At 72.8% G+C, this 25,279-nt stretch carries 19 protein-coding genes; 15 read left to right on the top strand and 4 right to left on the bottom strand.

Annotated elements, in window-relative coordinates; translation table 11 throughout:
- Nucleotides 1-46: 46 nt before the first annotated feature.
- From hutI to DQ392_RS04725, 3 genes are all read left to right on the top strand, one after another.
- Nucleotides 47-1,225, top strand: coding sequence for an imidazolonepropionase (gene hutI, locus DQ392_RS04735; RefSeq protein ID WP_114014199.1), 1,179 nt, complete (start codon nucleotides 47-49; stop codon nucleotides 1,223-1,225).
- A 781-nt stretch (nucleotides 1,226-2,006) separates the two neighbouring features.
- Nucleotides 2,007-3,473: an MFS transporter gene (locus tag DQ392_RS04730; protein ID WP_114014318.1), complete on the top strand. Its 1,467-nt coding sequence runs from the start codon at nucleotides 2,007-2,009 to the stop codon at nucleotides 3,471-3,473.
- Nucleotides 3,470-4,042: a MarR family winged helix-turn-helix transcriptional regulator gene (locus DQ392_RS04725; protein ID WP_114014198.1), complete on the top strand. Its 573-nt coding sequence runs from the start codon at nucleotides 3,470-3,472 to the stop codon at nucleotides 4,040-4,042. The genes DQ392_RS04730 and DQ392_RS04725 overlap by 4 nt, the downstream gene beginning before the upstream one ends.
- 116 nt (nucleotides 4,043-4,158) lie before the next feature.
- Here the strand turns inward: DQ392_RS04725 and DQ392_RS04720 are convergent, their stop codons facing one another.
- On the bottom strand, nucleotides 4,159-5,151 hold the full coding sequence (locus tag DQ392_RS04720) for an RNA polymerase sigma factor SigF (protein ID WP_114014197.1): 993 nt from the start codon (nucleotides 5,149-5,151) through the stop codon (nucleotides 4,159-4,161).
- A 261-nt stretch (nucleotides 5,152-5,412) separates the two neighbouring features.
- Between DQ392_RS04720 and DQ392_RS04715 the strand changes: the two genes are divergently transcribed.
- From DQ392_RS04715 to DQ392_RS04695, 5 genes are all read left to right on the top strand, one after another.
- Nucleotides 5,413-5,811, top strand: coding sequence for an STAS domain-containing protein (locus DQ392_RS04715; RefSeq protein ID WP_114014196.1), 399 nt, complete (start codon nucleotides 5,413-5,415; stop codon nucleotides 5,809-5,811).
- Nucleotides 5,812-6,308: 497 nt separating this feature from the next.
- Complete coding sequence (locus DQ392_RS04710) at nucleotides 6,309-6,785, top strand: ATP-binding protein (RefSeq protein ID WP_114014195.1); 477 nt, start codon at nucleotides 6,309-6,311, stop codon at nucleotides 6,783-6,785.
- 248 nt (nucleotides 6,786-7,033) lie between these two features.
- On the top strand, nucleotides 7,034-7,819 hold the full coding sequence (locus DQ392_RS04705) for an LPXTG cell wall anchor domain-containing protein (protein ID WP_114014194.1): 786 nt from the start codon (nucleotides 7,034-7,036) through the stop codon (nucleotides 7,817-7,819).
- A 662-nt stretch (nucleotides 7,820-8,481) separates the two neighbouring features.
- Nucleotides 8,482-9,441 (top strand): COG1470 family protein, encoded by a 960-nt coding sequence (locus tag DQ392_RS04700; protein ID WP_181856277.1) that lies wholly within the window; start codon nucleotides 8,482-8,484, stop codon nucleotides 9,439-9,441.
- Entirely contained in the window at nucleotides 9,438-10,874 is a 1,437-nt protein-coding gene (locus DQ392_RS04695; RefSeq protein WP_245981183.1) for a neocarzinostatin apoprotein domain-containing protein, read from the top strand. The genes DQ392_RS04700 and DQ392_RS04695 overlap by 4 nt, the downstream gene beginning before the upstream one ends.
- Before the next feature lie 161 nt (nucleotides 10,875-11,035).
- Here DQ392_RS04695 and DQ392_RS04690 read toward each other — a convergent pair whose 3' ends face one another.
- Nucleotides 11,036-12,529: a peptide MFS transporter gene (locus DQ392_RS04690; protein WP_114014193.1), complete on the bottom strand. Its 1,494-nt coding sequence runs from the start codon at nucleotides 12,527-12,529 to the stop codon at nucleotides 11,036-11,038.
- 338 nt (nucleotides 12,530-12,867) lie between these two features.
- Here DQ392_RS04690 and DQ392_RS04685 point away from each other — a divergent pair, with 338 nt between their 5' ends.
- Nucleotides 12,868-13,548: a response regulator transcription factor gene (locus DQ392_RS04685; protein WP_181856276.1), complete on the top strand. Its 681-nt coding sequence runs from the start codon at nucleotides 12,868-12,870 to the stop codon at nucleotides 13,546-13,548.
- A 70-nt stretch (nucleotides 13,549-13,618) separates the two neighbouring features.
- Nucleotides 13,619-14,908: an ATP-binding protein gene (locus tag DQ392_RS04680; protein ID WP_114014192.1), complete on the top strand. Its 1,290-nt coding sequence runs from the start codon at nucleotides 13,619-13,621 to the stop codon at nucleotides 14,906-14,908.
- Here the strand turns inward: DQ392_RS04680 and DQ392_RS04675 are convergent.
- Nucleotides 14,828-15,577, bottom strand: coding sequence for a GtrA family protein (locus DQ392_RS04675; protein WP_245981182.1), 750 nt, complete (start codon nucleotides 15,575-15,577; stop codon nucleotides 14,828-14,830). The two genes, DQ392_RS04680 and DQ392_RS04675, sit on opposite strands and share 81 nt — an antisense overlap.
- 395 nt (nucleotides 15,578-15,972) lie before the next feature.
- Between DQ392_RS04675 and DQ392_RS04670 the strand changes: the two genes are divergently transcribed.
- The 4 genes from DQ392_RS04670 to DQ392_RS04655 all read left to right on the top strand — a co-directional run bounded on the left by DQ392_RS04670 (nucleotide 15,973) and on the right by DQ392_RS04655 (nucleotide 22,383).
- Entirely contained in the window at nucleotides 15,973-17,085 is a 1,113-nt protein-coding gene (locus DQ392_RS04670) for a 5-(carboxyamino)imidazole ribonucleotide synthase (RefSeq protein ID WP_425470485.1), read from the top strand.
- A gap of 86 nt (nucleotides 17,086-17,171) precedes the next feature.
- Nucleotides 17,172-17,687 (top strand): 5-(carboxyamino)imidazole ribonucleotide mutase, encoded by a 516-nt coding sequence (gene purE / locus DQ392_RS04665; protein WP_114014315.1) that lies wholly within the window; start codon nucleotides 17,172-17,174, stop codon nucleotides 17,685-17,687.
- Nucleotides 17,684-18,883, top strand: coding sequence for a dipeptidase (locus DQ392_RS04660; protein ID WP_114014190.1), 1,200 nt, complete (start codon nucleotides 17,684-17,686; stop codon nucleotides 18,881-18,883). The genes purE and DQ392_RS04660 overlap by 4 nt, the downstream gene beginning before the upstream one ends.
- Before the next feature lie 305 nt (nucleotides 18,884-19,188).
- Nucleotides 19,189-22,383 carry an amidohydrolase family protein gene (locus DQ392_RS04655; protein WP_245981192.1) on the top strand — a complete coding sequence of 1,065 codons (3,195 nt, stop codon included), beginning with the start codon at nucleotides 19,189-19,191 and terminating at the stop codon, nucleotides 22,381-22,383.
- A gap of 82 nt (nucleotides 22,384-22,465) precedes the next feature.
- Here the strand turns inward: DQ392_RS04655 and DQ392_RS04650 are convergent, their stop codons facing one another.
- A complete protein-coding gene (locus DQ392_RS04650; RefSeq protein WP_114014313.1) occupies nucleotides 22,466-23,593 on the bottom strand; it encodes an acyl-CoA dehydrogenase family protein in 1,128 nt (375 codons plus the stop codon).
- A 221-nt stretch (nucleotides 23,594-23,814) separates the two neighbouring features.
- Here DQ392_RS04650 and DQ392_RS04645 point away from each other — a divergent pair, with 221 nt between their 5' ends.
- The gene (locus DQ392_RS04645) at nucleotides 23,815-25,158 is read left to right on the top strand and encodes a UDP-glucose dehydrogenase family protein (protein ID WP_114014189.1); all 1,344 of its coding nucleotides are present in this window, start codon (nucleotides 23,815-23,817) and stop codon (nucleotides 25,156-25,158) included.
- Nucleotides 25,159-25,279: the final 121 nt, after the last annotated feature.

Genomic DNA, 25,279 nt, shown 5'->3' with positions numbered 1-25,279 from the left:
CGGTCCGGGCCCCCGCCCCGACACCGCAGCACCGCCAAGGAACCCCATGCCCCAGACAACCGCCCTGACCAACATCGCCGCTCTGGTCACCAACGACCCCGCCCAGGGCGACGGGAGCCCCCTCGGCATCATCGAGAACGCCGCCCTCGTCGTCGAGGGCGACCAGGTCGCGTGGGTGGGCCCCACCGAGAAGGCCCCGCCCGCCGACACGGCCCACGACGCGGGCGGCAGGGCCGCCGTTCCCGGTTTCGTCGACAGCCACTCCCACCTCCTCTACGCGGGCGACCGCACCCAGGAGTTCAACGCCCGCATGTCGGGCCGCCCCTACACGGCGGGCGGCATCCGCACCACCGTCCAGGCGACCCGCGAGGCGAGCGACGAGGCGCTGGCGGCGACCCTGGACGCGCATCTGCGGGAGATGTACGCCCAGGGCACGACCACGGTGGAGACGAAGTCCGGCTACGGGCTCAGCCCCGAGCACGAGGCCCGCGCCCTGCGGGTGGCGGCCCTCTCGGGCGTGGACGAGGTCACCTACCTCGGGGCCCACGTCGTACCGCCCGAGTACGCACACGACGCGGACGCCTACACCGCGCTGGTGGCCGGCCCGATGCTCCGCGAGTGCGCCCCGCACGCCCGTTGGGTGGACGTGTTCTGCGAGGAGGGCGCCTTCGACGAGGACCAGTGCCGCACCATCCTCACCGCGGGCAGGGAAGCGGGTCTCATCCCGCGCGTGCACGCCAACCAGCTCTCCTACGGGCCCGGCATCCGGCTCGCCGTCGAACTGGACGCCGCCTCGGCGGACCACTGCACCCACCTCACGGACGAGGACGTCGACGCGCTCGCCCACAGCGGCACCGTCGCCACGCTGCTGCCCGGCTGCGAGTTCTCCACCCGCGCGGTCTACCCGGACGCCCGCCGCCTCCTCGACGCGGGCGTCACGGTGGCCCTGTCGACCGACTGCAACCCGGGTTCCTCGTACACCTCGTCGATGCCGTTCTGTCTCGCCATCGCCGTACGGGAGATGAACATGACGCCCGACGAGGCCCTCTGGGCGGCGACGGCCGGCGGCGCGCGGGCGCTGCGGCGCACGGACGTCGGCCGCCTCACGCCGGGCTGCCGGGCGGACGTGGCCCTCTTGGACGCCCCCTCCCACGTCCACCTCTCCTACCGGCCGGGCGTACCGCTGGTGTCCGAGGTCTGGCGCCGAGGAATCCGCGTCGCCTAGGTCGTGTCTTCAAAGTCCCGCCTGCCTGGCGGTGTCTGGCACGCACGCTCGCGGCGTTGTCGTCGGTCGCCGCTTCCCCCAGGGCTCGGCTTCGCTCGCCCCGGGAGGTGCCCCCACGCAGGGGCTCCCTCCTCCGCCTTGCGAGCGCACGCACCAGACACCGCCAGGCCCGCCCTCCGGGCGGACGCCGCTACTTTGAAGACACTCCCTAGGCGCCCTGAAAGGGGCGCGGGGAACTGCGCGCCAAGCCACAACCCACCCGCGGACCGCACGCCACGGCCAGTGGCACCCCCTGACCGGAGCACGCTCCGCAGGGAAAGCCCCAGCCGCACCGGCCCACGGTTCCCCGGGTCTTCGGGTCTCCTGACCCCGCTCAGGAGACCCGGAGCGCACCGGCGCGGAAGTCCTGCGGGGCGACGCCGTAGGCCGCGCGGAAGGTCCGGGCGAAGAGCGCACGGCGGCAGGCGGCCGCTTCCCCGGCGCCGCTGGTTTCCGTGTGGTCCCTCCGGCAGGTGTGCACGTGTCGCCCCCGGTCGGTCCGAGCCGTCCTCGTCGTCCCACCGACGGTAGGAAACCGCAGGCCGCGGCACATCCCGTCCTGGCCCCCGGGGCGTTGTCGGCGACTGGTTGTAGAGTCACAATCGTTGTAGCCGTACAAGCAACACAGGGGGGTCACTTGACGGACGCGGACACAGGCGCGGGCGCGCGGCCGCACACCGGCTCGGGGACGGACGCCGAACTCGCCTCGCGCCGCCGGTATCTCGTCCTGGCGATCTGCTGCATGTCGCTGCTGATCGTCAGCGTCGACACGACGGCGCTCAACGTGGCGCTCCCCGACATCAGAGCGGATCTGGACGCGTCCGTCTCCGGGCTTCAGTGGGTGGTGGACGCCTACACCCTCGTGCTCGCGGGTCTGCTGATGCTCGCCGGCTCGACGGCGGACAGACTCGGCCGCCGCCGGGTCTTCCGCTGGGGACTCGCGCTGTTCGTACTGGGCTCGCTGCTGTGCAGTCTCGCGCCGGGGCTCGGGTGGCTGGTGGCGGCCAGAGCGTTGCAGGCGGTGGGCGGTTCGATGCTCAACCCCGTCGCGATGTCGATCATCACCAACACCTTCACCGAGCCGCGCGAACGCGCCCGCGCGATAGGCGTGTGGGGCGGCGTCGTCGGCATCAGCATGGCGGCGGGCCCCCTGCTGGGCGGACTGCTCGTCCAGGTGAGCGGATGGCAGGCGATCTTCTGGGTCAACGTCCCGGTGGGGCTGGCCGCCATGCTGCTGACGACGCGGTACATCCCCGAGTCCCGCGCCCCGCGGGCCCGCAGGGCGGATCCGGGCGGGCAGGCACTCATGGTCGTCCTGCTGGCCGGACTGACCTTCGGCATCATCGAGAGCCCGCACCGGGGGCTGCTCTCCCCACTGGTGCTGGGCTGCGCCGCCGTCGCCCTCCTCGCCCTGGTGGCGCTGCCGCTTTACGAGGCGCGCCGCAGTGAACCCCTGATCGACCCGCGCTTCTTCCGCAGTGTCCCGTTCGCCGGGGCCACGGCCACCGCGGTGTGCGCGTTCGCCGCGCTGGGCGGCTTCCTGTTCCTGACCTCCCTGTACTTGCAGGAAGTACGCGGCATGAGCGCGCTGCATGCCGGCCTGTGCCTGCTGCCGATGGCCGTCATGACGCTCCTGTTCGCGCCGCTCTCCGGCCGCCTGGTGGGCAACCGGGGTCCCAGAGTGCCGCTGCTCGCGGCGGGGGTGGGCCTGGCGGCCTGCGGGGTGCTGCTCGCCCGGACCGCCTCCGCCGACCTGCCGCTCGGGGTGCTCTTCGCGGGCTTCGTCCTCTTCGGCGTGGGCTTCGGCCTGGTCAACGCGCCCATCACCAACTCCGCTGTCTCCGGTATGCCGCGGGCCCAGGCGGGGGTGGCGGCGGCGGTCGCCTCGACGAGCCGCCAGGTCGGCTCCTCCCTGGGGGTCGCCGTGATCGGTGCCGTGATGGCCGGTGCGACGGCGGGTGGTGGAGCGGGCGGCGGCCTGCGGGACGCGGCCGGGTTCCAGGACGCACAGCGCACCGCCTGGTGGATCATCACGGGCTGCGGTGTGGCGGTCTTCGCCCTCGGCGCGGCGACCACGGGCCGCTGGGCCCGCGGGACGGCACGGCGCGCCGCCCACCTGCTGGAGGAACCGACGGGAGCCCCGCCGGCCCCCGCCCCCCGCCCGGCACCCCACTCGACCCGAACGGGCGGAAAGGGCACAGCGACATGACCGCGACACCCTCCGGCGACCGGCTCAACCACCGCCCCCCACCGCCCGGACCGACCACCTCACCGGAGGCCGGCCCGGTGGCCGCGCCGCAGGGCGGCCCGCCGTCCGGCCCGGTGGCCGACCCGCCGTCCGGCCCGGTGGCCGGCCCCGGCGCCGGGCCGTCCGCCGTGCGCGTCTGGCGCGACCTGCGCACTCTCGTGCTCGAAGTGGCCGACGTCCGCACGCGGGTGACCGAGGAGTTGGGCATGAGCTACTTCCGGGCCAAGGCGCTCCGCCACATCGCCACCGAGGGTCCACTGACGCTGAGCGCGCTGGCGGCGGGCCTGTTCGCGGACGCGCCGCACACCACGCTCACGGTCGAGTACCTGGTGCAGCGCGGCCACGTCACGCGCGAGCCGAACCCGGCCGACCGGCGGTCCAAGCTGGTCGAGGTCACCGAGCAGGGGGCACGGGCCGCGGCTGTGATGGCACGGGTCTCCGACACACCGCCCCCCGCTCTGCGCGGCCTCTCGCAGGCGGACCTGACGACGCTCGAACGCATCCTGGACAGCGCGCTGCGCACGGAGTGACTCCGTGCTGCCCCGGCACGGCCGAGGGCCCGGCCGGACTGGTGTGGTCACCGTCCGGCCGGGCCCTCGGCACACGGAGTGAGCCGCACACGCGTCGCCGCGTGGGGCGCCCCGCGTCACTCCTCGATCATCAGCCCCTTGCGGAGCTTGCCCAGGGTGCGGGAGAGGAGACGGGAGACGTGCATCTGCGAGATGCCGAGTTCCTCACCGATCTCCGACTGGGTCATGTTCGCCACGAACCGCAGCGAGAGGATCTTGCGGTCGCGGGCCGGGAGCTCGGCGATCAGCGGCTTGAGTGACTCGACGTACTCGATGCCTTCGAGGCCGTGGTCCTCGTAGCCGATGCGGTCGGCCAGAGCGCCCTCGGTGTCGTCCTCCTCGGGCTGCGCGTCCAGCGAGCTGGCGGTGTAGGCGTTGCTCGCCGCCATGCCCTCGACGACGTCCTCGGTGGAGATGTTGAGCCGCTGGGCCAGCTCCTCGACCGTCGGTGCCCGGTCCAGCTTCTGGGCGAGTTCGTCGCCCGCCTTGGCCAGGTCGAGCCGGAGCTCCTGGAGGCGGCGGGGTACGCGTACCGACCAGGACGTGTCGCGGAAGAAGCGCTTGATCTCGCCGACGATGGTCGGCATGGCGAAGGTGGGGAACTCCACGCCGCGGTCGAGTTCGAAGCGGTCGATCGCCTTGATGAGGCCGATGGTGCCGACCTGGACGATGTCCTCCATGGGCTCGCTGCGGGAGCGGAACCTGGAGGCCGCGAACTTCACCAGGGCGAGGTTGAGTTCGACCAGCGTGTTGCGTACGTACGCGTATTCGTGAGTGCCCTCTTCGAGGGTCTCCAGACGCCGGAAGAGCGTCTTGGACAGGGCCCGCGCGTCCAGCGGACCGACCTCGTCATAGGGTGGGATCTCAGGGAGCTGGAACTGCTCGAAGAGGTCGGCTTCGACCGCCTCGGCGATTGCTTCCGGGCTCGCCTGGTCGCCTGTGAGGGCGTCGGTAGGCAGGGGGTGGGTATCCGGCAGCCGGTCCGGGCTGTGCTGCTCCGGAACGGCGGGAGCTGTCGCGACCTGCATATCAGCGGGGTCGGATATCCCGTTGTCGAGCCGGGGTGACATGGCTGTCCTCCATGGTTTTCTCGGCATATGGCTGCCGAAGCCGTGACGTGCACTACGGGGTGCGGCGCCTCCAGGGCCGACGTCGGTTCGGTATCCCTACTAGACCTACCTGTTTCCCCACAGCCAGAGCAAGTTCGTTGTGTCTGGTTTTGGTGTGTTCTGTCCAATGTTCGGGTACCGGTAGAGCGGTCGAAGGCGTAGGGTTCGAACCGCTTGACGGGGGAAGCAGTGAAGGCCCTCACACGATCAGAAGGGGTGTGCATGGACCGCGGGATGCCTGGCAGCACGAGCCAGGGCCGGCTGACGGTCGACCTACGGCACGAGGAAGGCAGTGCCGTGGTGACCCCGGAGGGTGAGCTCGATCACCACACCGCGGAGCTCTTGCGCGAGCCGCTGGAGCGGAGTGTCGACGAGGGGTACAGCCGCCTGGTCGTGGACTGCTCCCGGCTGGAGTTCTGCGACTCGACCGGGCTGAACGTGCTGCTCGGAGCCCGGCTGAAGGCGGAGGCCGAGGGCGGCGCCGTCCACCTGGCGGGGATGCTTCCCGTGGTGGCGCGGGTGTTCGAGATCACGGGGGCCAACGCGGTCTTCACCGTGCACGACGACCTCGCCTCGGCCCTGCGGCGTCCCTCGGGCGCGTCACAGCAGCCCGATGCGTGACCACGGCGTTACACGCATCACACAGGTCCGGCCGAATCCGTAAGTGTTCTCGCGGTGCGTCCGGGCAGGAGTTCCAGGAATCTGTCAGACATTCGTGTACAGCGCGTCAGCCCGCCGTGTGCGGTGTGTGGTGTGTGGAGTACGGCGAATCGGTAACCGGTGATCGGTGAGGTGAACCACTGATGAGCACCACCCGGCCGCAACCGGCGGGCGACCGCGGTCCGGAGCCCGAGGGCCCACCGGCGACCGCGGCCCCCGGATGCCGCGCGGCCGGGAGCGCGGAGCCGGATCCGGCGGGGCCGGACTCCGGGGGGAGGGGTGCCGCACAGCCGGGCTCTTCCTGGCCGGGCGCCGCTCGGCCGGGGCCCGGTCAGGCGGGGGGCGCCGACGCGCAGGTGCGGGCCGGAACGGATACTGGGCGTGGGCCGACATCCGGAACTTCTGATTCCGCGGCTGCTTCCACGTCCGCACCCGAACCCGAAGGGGGGAGTGGCGCCATGGAGACCGCTGCGGAGAGTGCGGGCTCGGCCGCCGCAGGGGCCACACGCCAGGCAGGGCGGCCGATGCGGCAGGTACGCAGGCTGCGGCTCGTCGGCGCCAGCGGCGCCGTACCCAGGGCGCGGGACTTCACCCGTCAGGCGCTCCAGGACTGGGGTTGGCTCCCCGCCGCCACAGCCGATCAGCGCGCCGCCGCCGAGGACGTCCTGCTGGTCGTCTCCGAGCTGGTCACCAACGCCTGCCTGCACGCCAGCGGCCCCGAGGAACTGCGGGTCGGCGCCACCGCGAAGGTGCTGCGGCTGGAGATCGTCGACCTCGGCAGCGGGGCCCCCTCGCCGCGGACCCCGCACCGCGCGGGGCGCCCCGGCGGCCACGGCATGTTCATCGTCCAGCGGCTGTGCCTCGACTGGGGCGTGGTGCGCAACTCGGAGGGGCCGGGCAAGACGGTGTGGGCGGAGCTGGCAGCTCCCAACTGACCGGCCGGAACCCTCGGCCCGCCCCTTGGGGCGGGCCGTCCGCGTTCTCGCGCGCGGAGGGCCCGGTGGCCACGGCGGCCACCGGGCCCTCCGCGCTTTCCCCGGCTGCCGCGGCCGCCGTGCGCCCGGTCCGCTTTTCGCCCCGCCCGTGCCGACGCTCTTCCATCGTCAAGGGGGCGGGGTTACTGTCGGCGCCAAATCTGATGTGTCGTCAGTAACTTGCGAGTCCGGATGAAGGGGGAACCCCCGTGTCCCACAGCAAGCAACGCCCCGCCCGAACAGCCGCCGCCACGGCTGTGGCCACCCTCCTGGCCGGATCAGCCGTACTGCTGAGCGCACCGGCCGCGAGCGCCACCACCGTGGACGTCGACTACCAGTGCAAGACGCCCATCGGAAACAAGGGCGCCGTCTCGCCCATCGACATCAAGTCGGCCAAGAGCGGCAGCGGTTACAAGCTCACCATGTCGTTCGAGAAGGGCGTCTCCTCCAGCCCCGTCGAGCTCGGCAAGGGGGCGATGAACCCCAGCGCCAAGATCAAGCTGGGCGGTGCCGAGACCGGAGACGTCGCGGTGAAGGGCCCGCCCAACGACAAGGCCATCCCCGCCAACTCGCCAATCAAGATCCCCGACCTCTCCGGCACCTACACGCCCAAGAAGAGCGGGAAGGTCACCTTCACCGCCGGAACCCTCACCATCAAGGCGCTGGGCACCACCACCACCTGCGAACCCAAGAACAACCCCAAGCCCTCCCTCACCCTGGACGTGACCGCCTCGGGTGGCGGCTCCGACGGCGGTTCCGACGGTGGTTCGGGTGGCGGTGACGCATCCGGCGGCGCGGCCTCCGGCGGGGGCGACGCGGCGACCGGCGGCGCGGCGAGCGGCGGCAGCCAGTCCGCCTCCGGTGGCGGAGAACTGCCCAAGACCGGACCCGCCGACTCCGCCGTCGCCCTGGGCACCCTCGGCGGCACCGTCCTGCTCGCCGGCATCGGTGGCACGCTGTGGATCACGCGGCGCAAGGCCGCGGTTCGGCACTGACCGTGCGGGGCCGTGTCGACCCCGCACGGGAGGGGCCGGTCGGCCCGGTGCCGTGCGGTCCGGAGCCGTGCACCCCGGAGTCCGTCGCCCCGGTGCTGTCCGTCCGCGAGTCGTCCGCCCCGGTCCCCGGCGGGCGAGCCGGCGACGCCGCCGCCATCGGCCGTGGCCGTGGACCTGCCCGTGCCCGTGTCGGTGACCGTTTTCGTGCCCGTGCCCGTGTGCGTGTGCGTGACCGCGTTCGTCTCCGTGTAAGTGACCGTCTGCGTCTGCCTGTCCGTGTGCGTGACCGCGTCCGTGACCGCGTATGGCACGGGACCGTCGGGGGGACGGGTACCGGGTCGCTGACGGGATCCGCCCGCGAGGTGCCTGTGGGTGCCGGAGCGCGGTCGTCCGGTGAGGTCTCGGAGGACGGGCGTGGCCGGACGGGGAAGAGGGCCGGGTCGGGGCGGAGGGCGGGGTGGATCGGCTGGAGCGAGGGTCGGGGGAGGGTGGAGCGTGCTGTGCCGCGGGAGAGCGCCGAGGGTCCGGCGGGGGCCGAGTTCTGCGGGCGCGGTGGGGGTGTGGCGCGTGGCCGCTCACGCGGAAGTCCGCTCGTGTGGGGGGTGCGGGCGGGGTCGGGGCTCGTGCTGGCCGTGAGTTGTCTGCTCGGAGGCGGGGCGGCCGTGGCCGCGCCGGCGGCCGACGGTCCGTCCTGGTCCGCTTCTCCGGTGCCGCCCGAGGGCGCGGCCACCGACGAGGCCAGGCCGTTCTTCTACCTGGAGGGGCCGCCAGGCACCGTACTGAAGGACACGCTCGCGCTGACCAACGAGAGCGGCGAGCCGCGCACTTTCCGGCTGCGCGCCGCCGACGCGTACAACACCCGTGACGGCGGCTCCGCCGTACGCGGCGAGGGGCGCGGCGAGGGAGCGGGGAAGTGGCTCGACCTCGCGCAGGAGACCGTCGAGGTGCCGCCGCGCACCCGGGCGGAAGTCCCGTTGCGCGTGACCGTGCCCGACAGTGCCGTGCCCGGGGACCATCCCGCCGCTGTCGTCGTCAGCGACGGCGAGCGCAGCGCGGGGGTCCGCCTGCACCTGCGGGTGAGCGGCCCTTCCCTGGCCGCGCTGAGTGTGGAGGACGTCTCCGTCCACGAGCGGGCCGACGGTGCGGCGGGGATCACCTACACGCTGGTCAACCGCGGGAGCACCGCGTTGCGCCCGCGTCTGGCGTTCCGCGCCGACGGACTGTTCGGGCAGTTGACGCACCGGGGGGCGCGTCGGCTGCCTCTCGAACTGCTGCCGGGACAGCGGGTCACCCGGCACGAACGGTGGTCGGACCCGCCCGTTGCCGACCTGGCGCACGTGCGGCTCACCGTCACGGCGGGCGGCGGTGCCCGCGATCAGTCCACGGCCTCCTACACCGCCGTTCCGTGGGGCTGGGGCGGCGGAGTGCTGCTGGTGGCCGTGGCGGGGGGCGTGGGCTGGTACCTGCGTGGCAGGCGGCGCGGGAACGGTCCCGGACGGGCGGTGACCACCACAGCACAGGGGGGCGGGACTCCGCAGAGGGGAGCCGGCGGGGTGCGCGGGGGCGGTTCCGAGGGTGAAGGCAGCGGTGGGCAGCACGAGTTGACGGGAGCGGTGACGTGAGGACGACCGGCATCCGCAACGGCACGCCGACCCGCGCCAAGAGAGCCGCACTTCTGGCGGCGGTCCTGGCGTGCCTCGCCCTCCCCTCCCTCACGCCTGCCCCAGCAGTCCAGGCCCAGACCCAGACCCAGGCCAAGACCCAGGTCCGAGCCAAGGCCCCGGCTCACGTCACGGCCTCTTCCGGGGACGCGACCGCCGACAAGGACGAGCCGGAGATCGCCCTCTCCAGGGACGAGGCCGGCGCCGGGGCGACCGTCACGGTGCGGGGGAGCGGCTGGCGGCCCGACACCCTGCTCACGCTCCTGCTGTGCGGCCAGAACGCGATCGGCGGCACGAACGCCTGCGCCAACGCGGAGGGGCAGGCCGTCACGACCGACGGCAGTGGCCGCTTCAGCGAGGAGCTCCCCGTCGCGGAACCGCCGAAACCGTGTCCGTGCGTCGTACGGGCGGCGACGGTGACGGGCGAGTACGCGGCGGCGGACGCGGCCTTCGAGGTCGCGGGGCATCCCGTCGAACCGCTCCCGGAACGGCGTACCGGCGGGCGGCTGGCCGTTCTCGCGGCGCGGCTGGAGGGGGAAGGCGGGCTGCTCAACTGGTTCGGCGCCCCGCAGGAACGGACGCTCGTGCTGACGGTCGGCAACCTGGGCTCCGACCGTGCCAGGGACCCGCTCTTCGAGGTGGGCACCTCGCACGGTATCCTGGCCCCGGAGTGGGAGCGCCAGCAGTGGCGCGGCACTGTCGACCCGGGCGAGAAGGCGCGAATCGAGTTGCCCGTCGAGCTGGCCTCCGGCGCTCACGGGAAGTACACGGTTGCCGCCAAGCTGGACCGCCGCGTCCTGACCGAGCAGCCCTGGGAGGTCGGGCGGCCGTGGGGCGTCACCCTGTTCTGGGTGCTGCTGTGCGTCGTCGTGCCCGCGGTGGTCTTCCGGCTGGGCATGCTGATCGTCGACCACCTCCGCCCACGCGGACCCGACGACCCGGCCGCCACACCGGCCACACCGGCCGCACCGTCCCGCACGCGGCGCCGCCGAGCAGGGCGCGTGGACCGGACCCGGCGATCTGCCGAGGACGCGGGGGCGTCCCCGGACGGTGAGCCCTCCCCCGACAGGCGCCCGACCACCGACGCGGGCCCGCCCGCCGCGGGCCCTCCCGGCGGGGCGGACGCGCCGACCGCCGCGACGCGTGCCCTGACGACGCGTCGAGCCCCCGGGACCCGTCTGCGGGACCGTCTCCGTGCCGGGGCGGGCCTGCGTGCGGGGCCCGAGCACGCTCCGCGCCCCGCGCGCTCATCACAGCGCGGCAGGCCCTGGTTCGCTCCGGACATGGCAGCCCGGCCCCGCATCCGGGGGGAGCGGCCCCGCCCCGGGGAGGAGCGGGCTCCCGAGCCGGGCGAGTCCGGCGAGCCGGGGGAGAGCCGGGGCGGCGTCGGCTGAGCCGCCCGCGGCCCTGCCGACGCCCGGCGGTGGTACTGGCTGCGGACGGCGAACAGCCCCGTCACACGACGGGCGCACACGACGGGCGCACACGACCGCGCACACGACCGCGCCCTCCCGCCAGGAGACGGGAGGGCGCGGGTGGCGGGGCCAGGGCCGGGCTACTTCACGGAGCCCAGCAGGGGCCGCATCTTGTTGCGGGCGGCGAGGAACGCGACGCCCGCCAGCGCGGCGATGACGCCCTGGACGGCGAAGCCGGTCGTCCCGCTGGCCGCGTCGCCGACGATGAGCTTGACGATCGCGAAGACGCAGTCACCCGCGGTGACGGCCAGGAACCAGACGCCCATGAGCTGGCTGGCGTACTTGGCCGGGGCCAGCTTCGTGGTGACGGAGAGGCCGACGGGGGACAGGCACAGCTCGGCGACGGTCTGGATCAGGTAGACCATGATCAGCCACATGGGGCTGACCTGGACGCCGCCGGAGGAGGCACCCATGGCCAGCATCATCAGGCCGAAGGAGGCGCCGATGCCGATCAGGCCGACGGAGAACTTGGTGGTGGTGGACGGGTTCCTGCGGCCCAGCTTGACCCAGAGGGCGGCCAGGACCGGCGCGAGGATCATCACCCACAGGGAGTTGATCGACTGGAACCAGCTCGTGGGGAAGGAGATGCCCAGCAGGCTCTTGGAGGTGCTCTCCTCGGCGAACAGGTTCAGCGTGGAGCCCGCCTGGTCGAAGATCATCCAGAAGATGGCCGCCGCGACGAAGAACCAGATGTAGGCGGTGAGCTTCGACTTCTCCTCGCCGGTGACCTCGCGGTCGCGCCGCATCCGGGTGAAGAGGTACGTCGGCAGCAGCAGGCCGAGGATGCTGACCGGCCACAGGACCCAGTCGATGGTGAACAGGTCGGCGAAGACGATGACGGCGTAGAAGATTGCCAGCACCACGACGCTGAGGACCAGGTTGCGGATGGCCTTGGCCCGTTCCGGTGCGGTCAGCGGGTTGGGGATCGCGCTGGACTCGGCGGCCAGGTGCCGGCTGCCGTACAGGAACTGGATCAGGCCGAGGCCCATGCCGACGGCGGCCAGGCCGAAGCCCAGGTGCCAGCTGACCTTCTCGCCGGCCCAGCCGATGAGCAGCGGCGCGGAGAAGCCGCCGACGTTGATGCCCATGTAGAAGACGGTGAATCCGCCGTCCCTGCGCGGGTCCTCTGGGCCCTTGTAGAGGTGGCCGACCATCGTGGAGATGTTGGCCTTCAGCAGCCCCGAGCCGACACCGATGAAGACGAGGCCGACGAAGAAGAGGGCGCTGACGCCGACGGCCAGCAGGGCGTGCCCGACCATGATGACGCCCGCGGAGATGGCGACCGTCTTGCGCGGCCCCCACACCCGGTCTCCGAGCCAGCCGCCCGGCATCGACATCAGGTAGACCGTGGCGTTGTACACGGAGTAGAGCGCCACAGCGGTGGACGCGGCCATGCCCATGCCGCCCTCGGAGGCGGCAGCCGTGAGGTAGAGCACCAGCAGGGCACGCATGCCGTAGAAGCTGAAGCGCTCCCACATTTCGGTCATGAACAGAGTGGCCAGGCCTCGTGGGTGGCCGAAGAAGGTCTTGCCGCCGGTGTTGCCGGCCGCGTCCTTCGTGAGACTGGACGCCATGTGGGGATTCCTCGGTGTCGGGACGCGCAGGCCACGATGGTGGGGCAGCGCGCCCGGGATGGGGGGGTTGACCGCGGTCGGGAACCGCAGCTCGCACAGCTACGGGGCCACGGGGTGTCGGGGGGAACACGGGCCCCTGTCGGTCACGACAATTCTCCTCACCATAAGTCACCGTCTCGGGGTGCAGGGAAGGGCTTGTGACGTAGATCGCAGGTGAAACGTGGAACCTTAGGCGGTATTCGATGGTGACGTGTTCACTTCACCTGGAGATCAACAGGGTGCCGTGGGGAGCGCACCGCGTGCCCCTTACGCTCGGCCACGCGGACTACCATCGGTGCATGACCCGTGTACTGCTCGCCGAGGATGACGCATCGATCTCGGAGCCCCTGGCCCGCGCCCTGCGCAGGGAGGGATACGAGGTCGAGGTGCGCGAGGACGGTCCCACCGCGCTCGACGCGGGGCTGCGCGAGGGCATCGATCTCGTCGTGCTGGACCTGGGCCTTCCGGGGATGGACGGCCTGGAGGTGTGCCGCAGGCTGCGCAACGAGGGCCACACCTTCCCGGTCCTCGTCCTGACCGCACGCGCCGACGAGGTGGACACGGTCGTGGGCCTCGACGCGGGTGCGGACGACTACGTGACCAAACCGTTCCGGCTCGCCGAGCTGCTGGCCCGGGTCAGGGCGTTGCTGCGCCGCGGTACGCCCGCCGAGCCGGCCCAGCCTCCGGCCACACACGGGGTGCGGATCGACGTCGAGTCGCACCGCGCCTGGATGGGCGAGGAGGAGCTCCAGCTCACCGCCAAGGAGTTCGACCTGCTGCGGGTGCTGGTGCGGGACGCGGGCCGGGTCGTCACCCGTGACCAGCTGATGCGCGAGGTGTGGGACACCACCTGGTGGTCGTCGACGAAGACCCTCGACATGCACATCTCCTGGCTGCGCAAGAAGCTCGGCGACGACGCGGCGAACCCCCGCTACATCGCCACCGTGCGCGGCGTCGGCTTCCGGTTCGAGAAGAGCTAGCCCCCGGGAGAGCCGGAACACCCGGTAAGAGTTCACAACACCCGGCAAGAGTGAGGAAAGAAGCCAGCACGTGCGCCGTCGGCTCATCATGTCCACGCTCGCCGTCGTCCTCGTCGTCGTCGCGGTCTTCGGCATCTCGCTCGTCATCGTCGAGTCCCGCACCATCGAGAGCAGCACTCGGGACAGCGTGCGCGCCGAGGCGTCCCGGCTGGTCTCCACGGTGGAGAGCCGGCTGGTCGCGGGGGAGCGGGTGACGAAGGCGTCGATCGGCGTCACGGCGTCCAAGGACCGCTACGTCCGCTACATCCGCGTCGACATGCCGGGCGACCGCAAGGCCATCGAGGTCGGTGACCGGCCCGAGGGCGAGGTCGTCGAGTCGCGCCAGACGGGCGTGCACGGGGAACGCGTGACCGTGCAGGCGTCGCGGGCCGCGGTCCGTGCGGAGGTCGGCCGCACGCTGCTGATCATCCTGGCGGTGGCGCTGCTCGCGGTGATCGCCGCCGCCGCGCTCGCCGTGCGGCAGGCCCACCGGCTCGCGGCCCCGTTGACCGACCTGGCCGAGACGGCCGAGCGGCTCGGCTCGGGTGACCCGCGCCCGCGGCACCGCCGCTACCAGGTGCCCGAGCTGGACCGGGTCGCCGACGTGCTGGACGCCAGCGCGGACCGGATCGGCCGGATGCTGACCGCCGAACGACGGCTGGCCGCCGACGCCTCCCACCAGCTGCGGACGCCGCTGACGGCGCTCTCCATGCGGCTGGAGGAGATCATCGCCACCTCCGAGGGCGCGACCCCCGAGGACCGTGCCGTCGTCCAGGAGGAGGCCACCATCGCGCTCGCCCAGGTCGAACGGCTCACGGACGTGGTGCAGCGGCTGCTGACCAACTCCCGCGACCCGCGTACGGGCTCGGCCGTCAGCTTCGATCTGGACGAGGTCGTCAAACAGCAGATCGAGGAGTGGAAGCCCGCCTACCGCAGCGCGGGGCGGGCCATCGTGCACTCGGGGAAGACCGGGATGCGGGCGGTCGGCACCCCGGGCGCGGTCGCGCAGGTGCTGGCGACGCTGATCGAGAACTCGCTGATGCACGGGGACGGCACCGTGGCGCTGCGTACCCGCGTCACGGGCAACCAGGTGGTGGTGGAGGTCACGGACGAGGGCCCGGGCGTGGACGAGGCGCTGGGCTCGCGGGTGTTCGAGCGCACCGTCAGCGGCCACAACTCCACCGGACTCGGCCTGGCTGTCGCCCGGGACCTCGCGGAGGCGGACGGCGGACGGCTGGAGCTACTTCAGCAGCTTCCGCCGGTCTTCGCGCTGTTCCTCAGCCGCGAGGCCACCGACCTCGACGCCCCGGACGTCGCGTGAGCCGGGCGCCGCGGGGGCGCTCCTGGCGCGGGTGAGCCGGACAGCGCCGGAGGAGGCGGATGCGGCGGACGCCGCCTCCGCGGCCCCGGCCCCGCTCTCGGCGTTCTCGGCGCTTTCGGCCGTGGACCCGCCCCGGCTCTGCGCCGGGGTCCTGTGCCGGTCCGCCGCCTCGGACCCGGCTCCGGCGGGCTCCTCGTCGTCGGCCTCCTCCCCGGCGCCTTCCCCGGTCTCGGAGCCGGTCTTCGCCTGCTGGGCGCCGACCCGGAAGACCCAGGTCCGGTAGGCCCAGAAGCGGAAGACGGTGCCGATGGCGAGCCCGACGACGTTCTTGGAGATGTTGTCCGCGAGCGGCGAGGTGTAGCCGAGGCCGTAGTGGGAGAGGGCGAGGATGCCGTTCTCCAGGACGAGACCGATACCGCTGAAGAAGAAGAACAGCACCGTCTCGCGGTGGATCTGGTTCTTGTCGATGTGCCGGTAGGTCCAGTACCTGTTGCCCAGGTAGTTGGTGCCGATGGCCACGACCTGGGAGACGACGCCCGAGCGGATGGGGGCGAGCTGGAACGTGTGGATGCACAGGTTGAAGATCGCGACGTTCACCAGAAAGCCCAGCGCGCCGACTGCGCCGAACTTGGCCAGTTCGCGCACGAGTCGTTCCAGTCTCGGGCGCACAGAGCGCCCCTCACCCATAGCGATGCTTCGGCCCCGTTCCGGTCGGTGTCAGAGGCTGCCCCATGCTAACCAGCCACCAGTTCGCCCCGTGGGGCGATTGGCGCAGCCCGCGGTCCTTGGCTGGGCGCGCCATCGTCTCACCGGTGGCGCGCCGCCGCACACCGGAGCGGTCCACTCCGCTGCGGGCTGCCGCCCCGGTGCAGGTCAGCAGCCGCCGGTGCGGGGCCGGTGCGCCACTGTGAGACGACGTGGCTTGTTTCATACGGCACACTCCGGTGGTCCCTCGGTGGCCCGTGGTGGGGAAGGGGCGGGAGGGGCGCCGCCTCGCGCCCCGTACCCTGGGGACCGTGACGTTCCCGGTAGTCGGCATGGTCGGCGGGGGGCAGCTCGCTCGTATGACCCACGAGGCGGGCATCCCGCTCGGCATCAGATTCAAGCTCCTTTCCGATACGGCCCAGGACTCGGCCGCACAGGTCGCCGGCGAAGTCGTCGTCGGCGACTACCGCGACCTGGACACCCTGCGGCGCTTCGCGCACGGCTGCGACGTGATCACCTTCGATCACGAGCACGTGCCCACCGAGCACCTGCGCGCCCTCGAGGCGGACGGCATCCCGGTGCGCCCCGGGCCCGACGCGCTCGTCCACGCGCAGGACAAGGGTGTGATGCGCGCCCGCCTGGCCGAGCTGGGCGTCCCCGCGCCGCGCAACCGCATCGTGCGCGATCCAAACGACGTGGCGGCGTTCGCGCGCGAGGGCGCCCCGGGCACAGCCGGCGGCTTCCCCGTCGTCCTCAAGACCGTGCGCGGCGGCTACGACGGCAAGGGCGTGTGGATCGTCCGCGGCGCCGACGACCCCAACGCGAGCGAACCCTTCAAGGCGGGCGTCGCCGTCCTCGCCGAGGAGAAGGTCGACTTCACGCGGGAGCTGGCGGCGAACGTCGTGCGGTCCCCGCACGGGCAGGCCGTCGCCTACCCCGTCGTCGAGTCGATCCAGGTGGACGGCGTCTGCGACACCGTCATCGCCCCCGCGCCCGGGCTCGGCGAGGACGCCGCGGTGCGCGCCCAGGAGCTGGCGCTGCGGATCGCGCACGAGCTGGGCGTCGTCGGCCACCTCGCCGTCGAGCTGTTCGAGACCGCGGACGGCGGGGTGCTCGTCAACGAACTCGCCATGCGCCCGCACAACTCCGGCCACTGGAGCCAGGACGGCGCCGTCACCTCGCAGTTCGCCAACCACGTGCGCGCCGTCCTCGACCTGCCGCTGGGCGACCCGCGCTGCCGCGCCCCCTGGACCGTGATGGCCAACGTGCTCGGCGGCGACTACCCCGACATGTACGCCGCCTACCTGCACTGCATGGCCAGGGACCCCCAGCTGAAGATCCACATGTACGGCAAGGACGTGAAGCCAGGACGCAAGGTGGGCCACGTCAACGTCTACGGGGACGATCTCGCCGACGTACGGGAGCGGGCCGCGCACGCCGCCGGGTATCTGCGGGGCACCGTCACCGAGTGAGCGCGCCCCGGCCGCCGGCGCCGGCCGTCCCACCCAGGAACCTAGGAGCCGTATTGAGTACTGCCAGCCCCCTCGTGGGGATCGTCATGGGGTCCGACTCGGACTGGCCCGTCATGGAGGAGGCGGCCAAGGCGCTCGACGAGTTCGAGGTGGCCTACGAGGTCGACGTCGTCTCCGCGCACCGCATGCCCCGCGAGATGCTCGCCTACGGTGAGGACGCCGTCGACCGCGGCCTCAAAGCGGTCATCGCGGGCGCCGGCGGCGCGGCGCACCTGCCGGGCATGCTCGCCTCCGTCACCCCGCTGCCCGTCATCGGCGTGCCCGTGCCGCTGAAGTACCTGGACGGCATGGACTCGCTGCTGTCCATCGTGCAGATGCCCGCAGGCGTGCCCGTGGCCACCGTCTCGGTCGGCGGTGCCCGCAACGCCGGGCTGCTGGCCGCCCGGATGCTGGGCGCCCACGACGAGGAGCTGCGCGAGCGGATGCGCGACTTCCAGCAGGAGCTGAACGCGCAGGCCACCGAGAAGGGCAAGCGGCTGCGCGCCAAGGCGGCCGGCGAGACCGGGTTCGGCTTCGGCGGCCCGACGGGAGGCGCACGATGACGACGACAGCGAGCCCCAGCCTGGAGCGCGCCCGCGCCCTGCTGGCCGCCCACCCCGTGGTGGACGGCCACAACGACCTGCCGTGGGCCCTGCGCGAACAGGTGCGCTACGACCTCGACGCGCTCGACATCGCCCACGACCAGCACGAGCGGCTGCACACCGACCTCGCGCGGTTGCGCGCCGGCGGTGTCGGCGCGCAGTTCTGGTCCGTCTACGTCCCCGGCGAGCTGACCGGTGACGACGCGGTGAGCGCCACCCTGGAGCAGATCGACGCCGTCAGGATGCTGGCCGCGCGGTACCCGGAGGACCTGCAACTGGCCTTCACCGCCGAGGACGTGGAGGCCGCGCACGCGCAGCGCCGCATCGCCTCGCTGATGGGCGCCGAGGGCGGCCACTCCATCAACAACTCGCTGGCCACACTGCGCGCCCTCTACCAGCTCGGTGTGCGCTACATGACGCTCACCCACAACAACTCGCTGGGCTGGGCCGACTCGGCCACCGACGCGTCGCGCGCGGGCGGCCTGTCACGGTTCGGCGAGGAGGTCGTGGCGGAGATGAACCGGCTGGGCATGCTGGTCGACCTCTCGCACGTGGCCGCCGAGACGATGCGGGACGCGCTGCGGGTCACCGAGGCCCCGGTGATCTTCTCCCACTCCTCGGCGCGTGCCGTCTGCGACCACCCGCGCAACATCCCCGACGACGTGCTCGCCCAGCTCCCCGCCAACGGCGGCGTGGCGATGGCGACGTTCGTCCCGAAGTTCATCCTGCCCGAGGCCGTGGCCTGGGCGCAGGCCGCCGACGAGAACATGCGCGCGCACGGGCTGCACCACCTCGACATGGGCGAGGAGGGCCGGCGGGTGCAGCGGGCGTTCGAGACGGCGAACCCGCGCCCTGTGCCGGACGTGCGCACGGTCGCCGACCACCTCGACCACATGCGCGAGGTCGCGGGCATCGACCACATCGGCATCGGCGGCGACTACGACGGCACGCCCTTCACGCCCGCCCAGCTGGAGGACGTCTCCGGTTACCCGAACCTGGTGGCCGAACTGCTGGACCGCAACTGGTCCGAGGCGGACCTGTCCAAGCTGACCTGGTCGAACGCGGTGCGGGTGCTGCGCGAGGCCGAAGAGGCGGCGCTGACCCTCCAGACCCGGCGCGGCCCCTCGATCGCCACGATCGACGAGCTGGACGGCTGAAGGGGAGTCAACTCCCGGACGGCACCGGAGCCGACTGACGCGGGCCCCGAGCGGCGAGCGGTCTTGACCGCACCCTCGGGGCCCGCGAGCATCAGCGGGCCCCCGCCCGTGTCCAGGGAGGACCGTTGGCCACTTCGGAATCGTCCCCGCACCCCGCCCCCGTCTCCCCCACCGACACCGATCCCCCCACCGCCTCCGGCGCCGACCCCCTCACGCCCGTCGGCTCCGCTTCCCGCTCCCTCACCGACGGCGGCTGCGACTCCGCCCCCGACGCGCCCGCGGGCCCCCTCGCCCGGCGGCGTCTGTTGCAGGCCTCCGCCGCCGCGGGTGGCGCGCTCGCCGTCGGCGGCCCCGCACTGAGCGCACCGGCGGTCGCCGCCCCGGCACCCGCCACCGCCGCCCCGGCATCCGCCGCCGACGCGCCCGCGAAGCCCGCCGGCCGCTCCCGTACCGTGCCGTTCTCCACCGCCACCAACGGCGCCGGCACACTCGTGCCGGGAGCCGGCCGGCTGATCGCGGAGATGCAGAACATCCTCTGGTCCGTCCCCCGTTCGGGTGGCACCGCGCGTGCGCTCAGCGTTCCCGGGCTGGAGCCGACCCGCCCGGTTTTCTCCCCCGACGGCAAGACGCTGGCCGTGTGCGCCTACCGCGACGGCGGCTTCCACCTGTGGACCCTCAGCCCGGACGGCTCGGGTCTCCAGCAGCGCACCGACGGGCCCTGGGACGACCGCGGCCCCGCCTGGTCACCCGACGGCACCCGCCTCGCGTTCGCCTCGGAGCGCGGCGGCGACCCGGTGGACGGCAGCCCGTACCGCGTCTGGGTGCTCGACGTGCGCACCGGCAGGACGCGTCGGCTCACAGGCCGCGAGGGGCAGGAAGGACCGCTGCAAGGCGGCGCCTGGGAGGACTTCGACCCCACCTGGTCGCCGGACGGCACACGGGTGCTGTGCGTCCGGGGCTCGGTCGAGGACGGTGAGGAAGGGCCGGTCCTCCAGGCGCGCACCCTCGTCTCCGTCGCAGCCGACGGCTCCGGCGACGTGCGCACCGAACACGAGGACCCCACCGAGGGCGCCTCCCTGATGACACCCGCCGTCTCGCCCTCGGGCAAGCTCGCCTACCTGCGCACCACACCGGCGCCCCGCGCGACGTGCACGCTGGTCGTGGACGGTGAGGCCATCGGCGTCGACGGCGACCTGGCGCCGGTGCCGCCGCGCTGGGCCGACCGCGAGACGCTGCTGCTGACCGTCTCGGGCATCTTCCGGCTGCTGCGCCCCGCCAGGCCCGAGACAGCCGAACGCATCCCCTTCAGAGCCGAACTCCCCACCCGCCGCCCGCGCTACCGGGTCAAGGACTACGGCTTCGAGGCGGCAGGACGCCACCCGGTGCGCGGCGTGCAGCAGCCGGTGCTCTCCCCGGACGGCGACCACGTCGCGTTCGTCGCCCTCAACGCCCTCTGGCTCGCCCGCACCGACGGACACGGCCGCCCCCGCGCACTCGTCAGAGCCACAGCGTCCCACTACGTGTGCGCGCCCTCCTTCACGCGCGACGGCAAGGCCCTGCTCTACAGCGACGACCGCGACGGGCTGCTCGCCGTCCGCCGCCGCGAGCTCGACAGCGGCAAGGAGCGGGAACTCGCCGGTGGAGGGCGGGTCTTCGGCGCCCTCTCGCCCGCGGGCGAGAGGCTCGCCTGTCTCGACATGGCGGGCAACCTGCTGGTCAAGGACCTGGCGAGCGGCGAGGAGCGCACCTTGGCCGCGCCCCTGGGCGGCGGAGGCATCCCCGGGCCGCCGAGCTGGTCGCCCGACGGCCGCCGTATCGCCCTGTGCGACCGCAACCGGCTCAACTTCCGCTTCCGCGAGGGCTACAACCTCATCCGCGTCGTCGACGCCGGCAGCGGCGAGGACGCCCTGCACCCGCTGGCCGAGCACGCCTCGCTCGCCGACCGGTACGCGGCGGGCCCCGTCTGGTCGCCCGACGGCCGCTGGATGGCGGCCGTGAGCGAGTCGGCGCTGTGGGTGCTGCCCGTGCGCGAGGACGGCAGCCCCGCGGGGAAGGCCCGCCGGCTGACCGACGAGAGCGCCGACCACCCGTCCTGGGCCGGCGACTCGCGCACCCTGCTGTACCTGTCGGCCGGCACACTGCGGTTGCGCGACGTCGGCGGCGGCCACGCCCGCACCGTACGGATGCGGCTGTCCTGGCGGCGGCCCGCGCCCAAGGAGACCGTGGTGCACGCCGGGCGGCTGTGGGACGGCACGGGGCCCGGCGTGCGCGAGGACGTGGACCTGGTGCTGCGCGACGGCCGGATCACCGAGATCGCCCCGCACCGTGCGGGCCGCCGCGCCATGCGCCGCCTCGACGCCTCCTCGCTGACCGTGCTGCCGGGCCTGTGGGACACCCACACGCACCCCTGGCAGACCACCTACGGCGGCCGGCAGACCGTCACCCAGCTCGCCTACGGCATCACCACGGCGGTCTCCTTCGGCGGCTTCGCCTACGAACAGGCCAGGCTGCGCGAGGCCGTCGCCGCCGGGCAGCTGGCCGGGCCCAGGCTGCTGGCCACCGGGGAGCTGCTGGACGGCTCCCGTGTCGCCTACAGCATGGGCAGGGCCCACCGCACCGAGGACGGGCTGCGCCGCTCCCTGGAGCGCGCCGGGGCGCTCGACTGGGACTTCGTCAAGACGTACGTGCGTGCGCCCGCGACGACGATGCGCACGGCCGCCGCCTACGCCCACGAGAAGCTGGGCGTGCGCTCGGGCAGCCACCTGTGCACCCCCGGCGTGCAGGTCGGGCAGGACCTGACCACGCACCTCCAGGCCACCCAGCGACTGGAGTACGGGCACGCCACGACGGCGACGGGACACGCCTGCGAGGACGTCGTCGGCCTCTACAGCACCCCCGGCGACTTCCACCTCGTCGCGACGCCGTTCACCGCGTCCCCGCTGCTGGGCGCCGAGCCCGGACTGGCGGAGGACGAGCGCGTCACCCGGCTGATGCCGCCGTGGGACGTGCAAGCCGTGCGCGAGTTGGCCGGCGCCCCGCCCACCGAGGAGCAGCTGGCCACGCTGGATACGGAAACCGCCGTATACCGCCGGGTCCTGGCCGCGGGCGGCACCGTCGCGCTCGGCACCGACCAGCCGCTCGTCCCCGTCGGGCTCCACCTGCACCTGGCTCTGCGCGCCCTGCACCGCTCCGGGCTGCGGCCGCACGAGGTGCTGCGCACGGCGACCGCGCTGCCGGCCCGCGTCTTCGGCGTCGAGAAGGAACTCGGCACCGTCGAGGAGGGCAAGCTCGCCGACCTCACCCTGGTCGACGGCGACCCGCTGCACGACTTCGACTCACTGGTACGGACGGTGACGACCGTGCGGGGCGGCGTGCCCTACGAACAGGAGGAGCTGATCGGCGCGTACGGCACCGCCGAGGTACGCGCCGACGAGAGGGACCACTGGCGCCACGTGAGCCGCCAGCTGCGCCGGGACGGGTGCTGCGACATGGGGCACTGAACCCTGCGCCGCGCCCGTGGACGAACGCGGGGCCGGTGTCCTGTCGGACACCGGCCCCGCACCGTCGCTCCCCGCGGGCGCCCTACGGCAGGTTGCGGGCCATCACGATCCGCTGCACCTGGTTGGTGCCCTCGTAGATCTGCGTGATCTTCGCGTCGCGCATCATCCGCTCGACCGGGTAGTCCCGCGTGTAGCCGTAGCCGCCCAGCAGCTGCACCGCGTCGGTGGTGATCTCCATGGCCGCGTCGGAGGCGTAGCACTTGGCCGCGGCACCGAAGAAGGTCAAGTCCTCCTTCGCGCCGTCACCGCCCTCGTGGACCCGCTCGGAGCGCGCGGCCGCCGCGTAGGTCAGCTGACGGGCGGCCTCCAGCTTCATCCCCATGTCGGCCAGCATGAACTGCACGCCCTGGAAGTCGCCGACGGGCTTGCCGAACTGCTTGCGCTCGGCGACGTAGCCCTTCGCGTAGTCGAGCGCGCCCTGTGCGAGGCCGAGCGCCTGCGCCGCGATGGTGATGCGGGTGTGGTCGAGGGTCTTCATCGCGGTGGCGAAGCCCGTGCCCTCCGCGCCGATCATCCGGTCGGCGGGGACGCGCACGTTGTCGAGGTAGACCTCGCGGGTGGGTGAACCCTTGATGCCCAGCTTCTTCTCCGGGGCGCCGAACGACACGCCCTCGTCGCCCTTCTCCACGACGAACGCGGAGATGCCCTTCGTGCGCTTGTCGGGGTCCGTGACGGCCATCACCGTGTAGTAGTCGGACACCCCGGCGTTGGTGATCCAGCGCTTGACGCCGTTCAGCACCCAGTGGTCGCCGTCGCGCACGGCCTTCGTCTTCATGCCGCCCGCGTCCGAGCCCGCGTCCGGCTCGCTCAGGCAGTACGAGAACATCGCGTCGCCCTTGGCCAGCGGCGACAGGTAGCGCTTCTTCAGCTCCTCGGAGGCGGAGAGCATCACCGGGAGCGAGCCGAGCTTGTTGACGGCCGGGATGAGGGAGGAGGAGCCGCAGACCCGGGCGATCTCCTCGATGACGATGACGGTCGCCAGCGCGTCGGCGCCCGCGCCGCCGTACGCCTCCGGCACGTGCACGGCGTGTAGGTCGTTGGCGACCAGCGCGTCCAGCGCCTCCTGCGGGAACCGGGCCTCCTCGTCCACCTCGGCGGCGTGCGGAGCGATCTTCGCCTCGGCGAGCGCGCGTACCGAGTCGCGGAGCATCTCGTGCTCCTCCAAGGTCCGGTAGAGGTCGAAATCAGACGCCAAGGTGTCTCACTCCTTCGAGAGCCTGCCTGCACTTGTCCGCACTGCGGGAATGCTAATTACTGTTAAGTAACCCCAATTTTAGTGGCCCCGGCCTCCCCGGGGGTACGTGAGGTTCGCGACAGCCGGGCCCCCGTTATGCTCGCGGGCAGCGTTCAGCCGTCACAAGGAGCACCTCTATGGCCTCGCCCAGGATCACCGTGATCGGTCTCGGCTATCTCGGCGCCACCCACGCCGCCGCCATGGCCGAGCTCGGCTTCGAGGTGCTCGGCCTTGACGTCGTCCCCGAGAAGATGCGCAAGCTCGAACAGGGAAGCGCGCCCATGTTCGAGCCGGGGCTCGAAGAGCTGCTGCGCTCCCACGTCGCCGGCGTCGAGGGCTCCAGCGGGCGCCTCCGCTTCACCGACTCCTGGGAGGAGATCGCCGCCTTCGGCGACATCCACTTCCTGTGCGTCAACACCCCGCAGAAGCACGGTGAGTACGGCTGCGACATGAGCTACGTCGACCGCGCCGTCGACTCCCTCGCCCCCCACCTGGAGCGGCCCGCGCTCGTCGTCGGCAAGTCAACCGTCCCCGTCGGCAGCGCCGAGCGGCTCGCCGCCCGCATCGCCGCGCTCGCCCCCGCGGGAGCGGACGCCGAACTCGCCTGGAACCCCGAGTTCCTGCGCGAGGGCTTCGCCGTCAAGGACACCCTCCACCCCGACCGCATCGTCATCGGCGTCGGCGGGCCCCGCGCCGAGGCGCTCCTGCGCGACGTCTACGCCGCACCCGTCGCGGAAGGCACCCCCTTCCTCGTCACCGACTTCCCCACCGCGGAACTCGTCAAGACGTCCGCCAACTCCTTCCTCGCCACGAAGATCTCCTTCATCAACGCCATGGCCGAGGTCTGCGAGGCCGCCGGCGGCGACGTCGTCAAACTCGCCGAGGCCATCGGCCACGACGACCGCATCGGCCGCAAGTTCCTGCGCGCCGGCATCGGCTTCGGCGGCGGCTGCCTCCCCAAGGACATCCGCGCCTTCATGGCCCGCGCGGGCGAACTCGGCGCCTCCGAAGCGCTCACCTTCCTGCGCGAGGTCGACTCCATCAACATGCGGCGCCGGGCCCAGATGGTCGAGCTCGCCCGCGAAGCCCTCGGCGGCGCACTGCTCGGCAAGCGCATCGCCGTCCTCGGCGCCACCTTCAAGCCCGACTCCGACGACGTACGCGACTCCCCGGCGCTCAACGTCGCAGGACAGCTCCACCTGCAAGGCGCGCAGGTCACCGTCTACGACCCCAAGGGCATGCACAACGCGCGCGCCGTCTTCCCCACACTCGGCTACGCGCCGTCAGCGCTCGACGCGGCGCGGGGCGCAGACGTCGTCCTCCACCTCACGGAGTGGGCCGAGTTCAAGGAGATCGACCCCGCGGCGCTCGGCGACGTCGCCGCCGCCCGCCACATCCTGGACGGCCGCAACACCCTCGACCCCGCCCTCTGGCGCAAGGCCGGCTGGACCTTCCGCGCCCTGGGCCGCCCCACTCTCTGACCGGACCGGGCCGCCGCCCTCCTTGGGCCGGCCCCTTTTCCCGGCGCCCCTCTCCCGTCGGCCGGCGCCCGGACGGTCCCGCGCGGCCGCATGCCACCCTCATGCCGCCTCCGTGCGGCGG

This window comes from Streptomyces reniochalinae (assembly GCF_003323735.1).
In the GTDB taxonomy this organism is placed as follows: Bacteria; Actinomycetota; Actinomycetes; order Streptomycetales; family Streptomycetaceae; genus Streptomyces; species Streptomyces reniochalinae.
The sequence above is the reverse complement of the archived record's forward strand: the minus strand, read 5'-3'. Positions and strand labels throughout refer to the sequence as shown.

Coding starts and splice junctions, on each gene's coding strand:
- hutI (WP_114014199.1), top strand. CDS start 47: ATGCCCCAGACAACCGCCCTGACCAACATCGCCGCTCTGGTCACCAAC.
- DQ392_RS04730 (WP_114014318.1), top strand. CDS start 2,007: ATGTCGCTGCTGATCGTCAGCGTCGACACGACGGCGCTCAACGTGGCG.
- DQ392_RS04725 (WP_114014198.1), top strand. CDS start 3,470: ATGACCGCGACACCCTCCGGCGACCGGCTCAACCACCGCCCCCCACCG.
- DQ392_RS04720 (WP_114014197.1), bottom strand. CDS start 5,151: ATGTCACCCCGGCTCGACAACGGGATATCCGACCCCGCTGATATGCAG.
- DQ392_RS04715 (WP_114014196.1), top strand. CDS start 5,413: ATGGACCGCGGGATGCCTGGCAGCACGAGCCAGGGCCGGCTGACGGTC.
- DQ392_RS04710 (WP_114014195.1), top strand. CDS start 6,309: ATGGAGACCGCTGCGGAGAGTGCGGGCTCGGCCGCCGCAGGGGCCACA.
- DQ392_RS04690 (WP_114014193.1), bottom strand. CDS start 12,529: ATGGCGTCCAGTCTCACGAAGGACGCGGCCGGCAACACCGGCGGCAAG.
- DQ392_RS04685 (WP_181856276.1), top strand. CDS start 12,868: ATGACCCGTGTACTGCTCGCCGAGGATGACGCATCGATCTCGGAGCCC.
- DQ392_RS04670 (WP_425470485.1), top strand. CDS start 15,973: ATGACCCACGAGGCGGGCATCCCGCTCGGCATCAGATTCAAGCTCCTT.
- purE (WP_114014315.1), top strand. CDS start 17,172: ATGGGGTCCGACTCGGACTGGCCCGTCATGGAGGAGGCGGCCAAGGCG.
- DQ392_RS04660 (WP_114014190.1), top strand. CDS start 17,684: ATGACGACGACAGCGAGCCCCAGCCTGGAGCGCGCCCGCGCCCTGCTG.
- DQ392_RS04650 (WP_114014313.1), bottom strand. CDS start 23,593: ATGCTCCGCGACTCGGTACGCGCGCTCGCCGAGGCGAAGATCGCTCCG.
- DQ392_RS04645 (WP_114014189.1), top strand. CDS start 23,815: ATGGCCTCGCCCAGGATCACCGTGATCGGTCTCGGCTATCTCGGCGCC.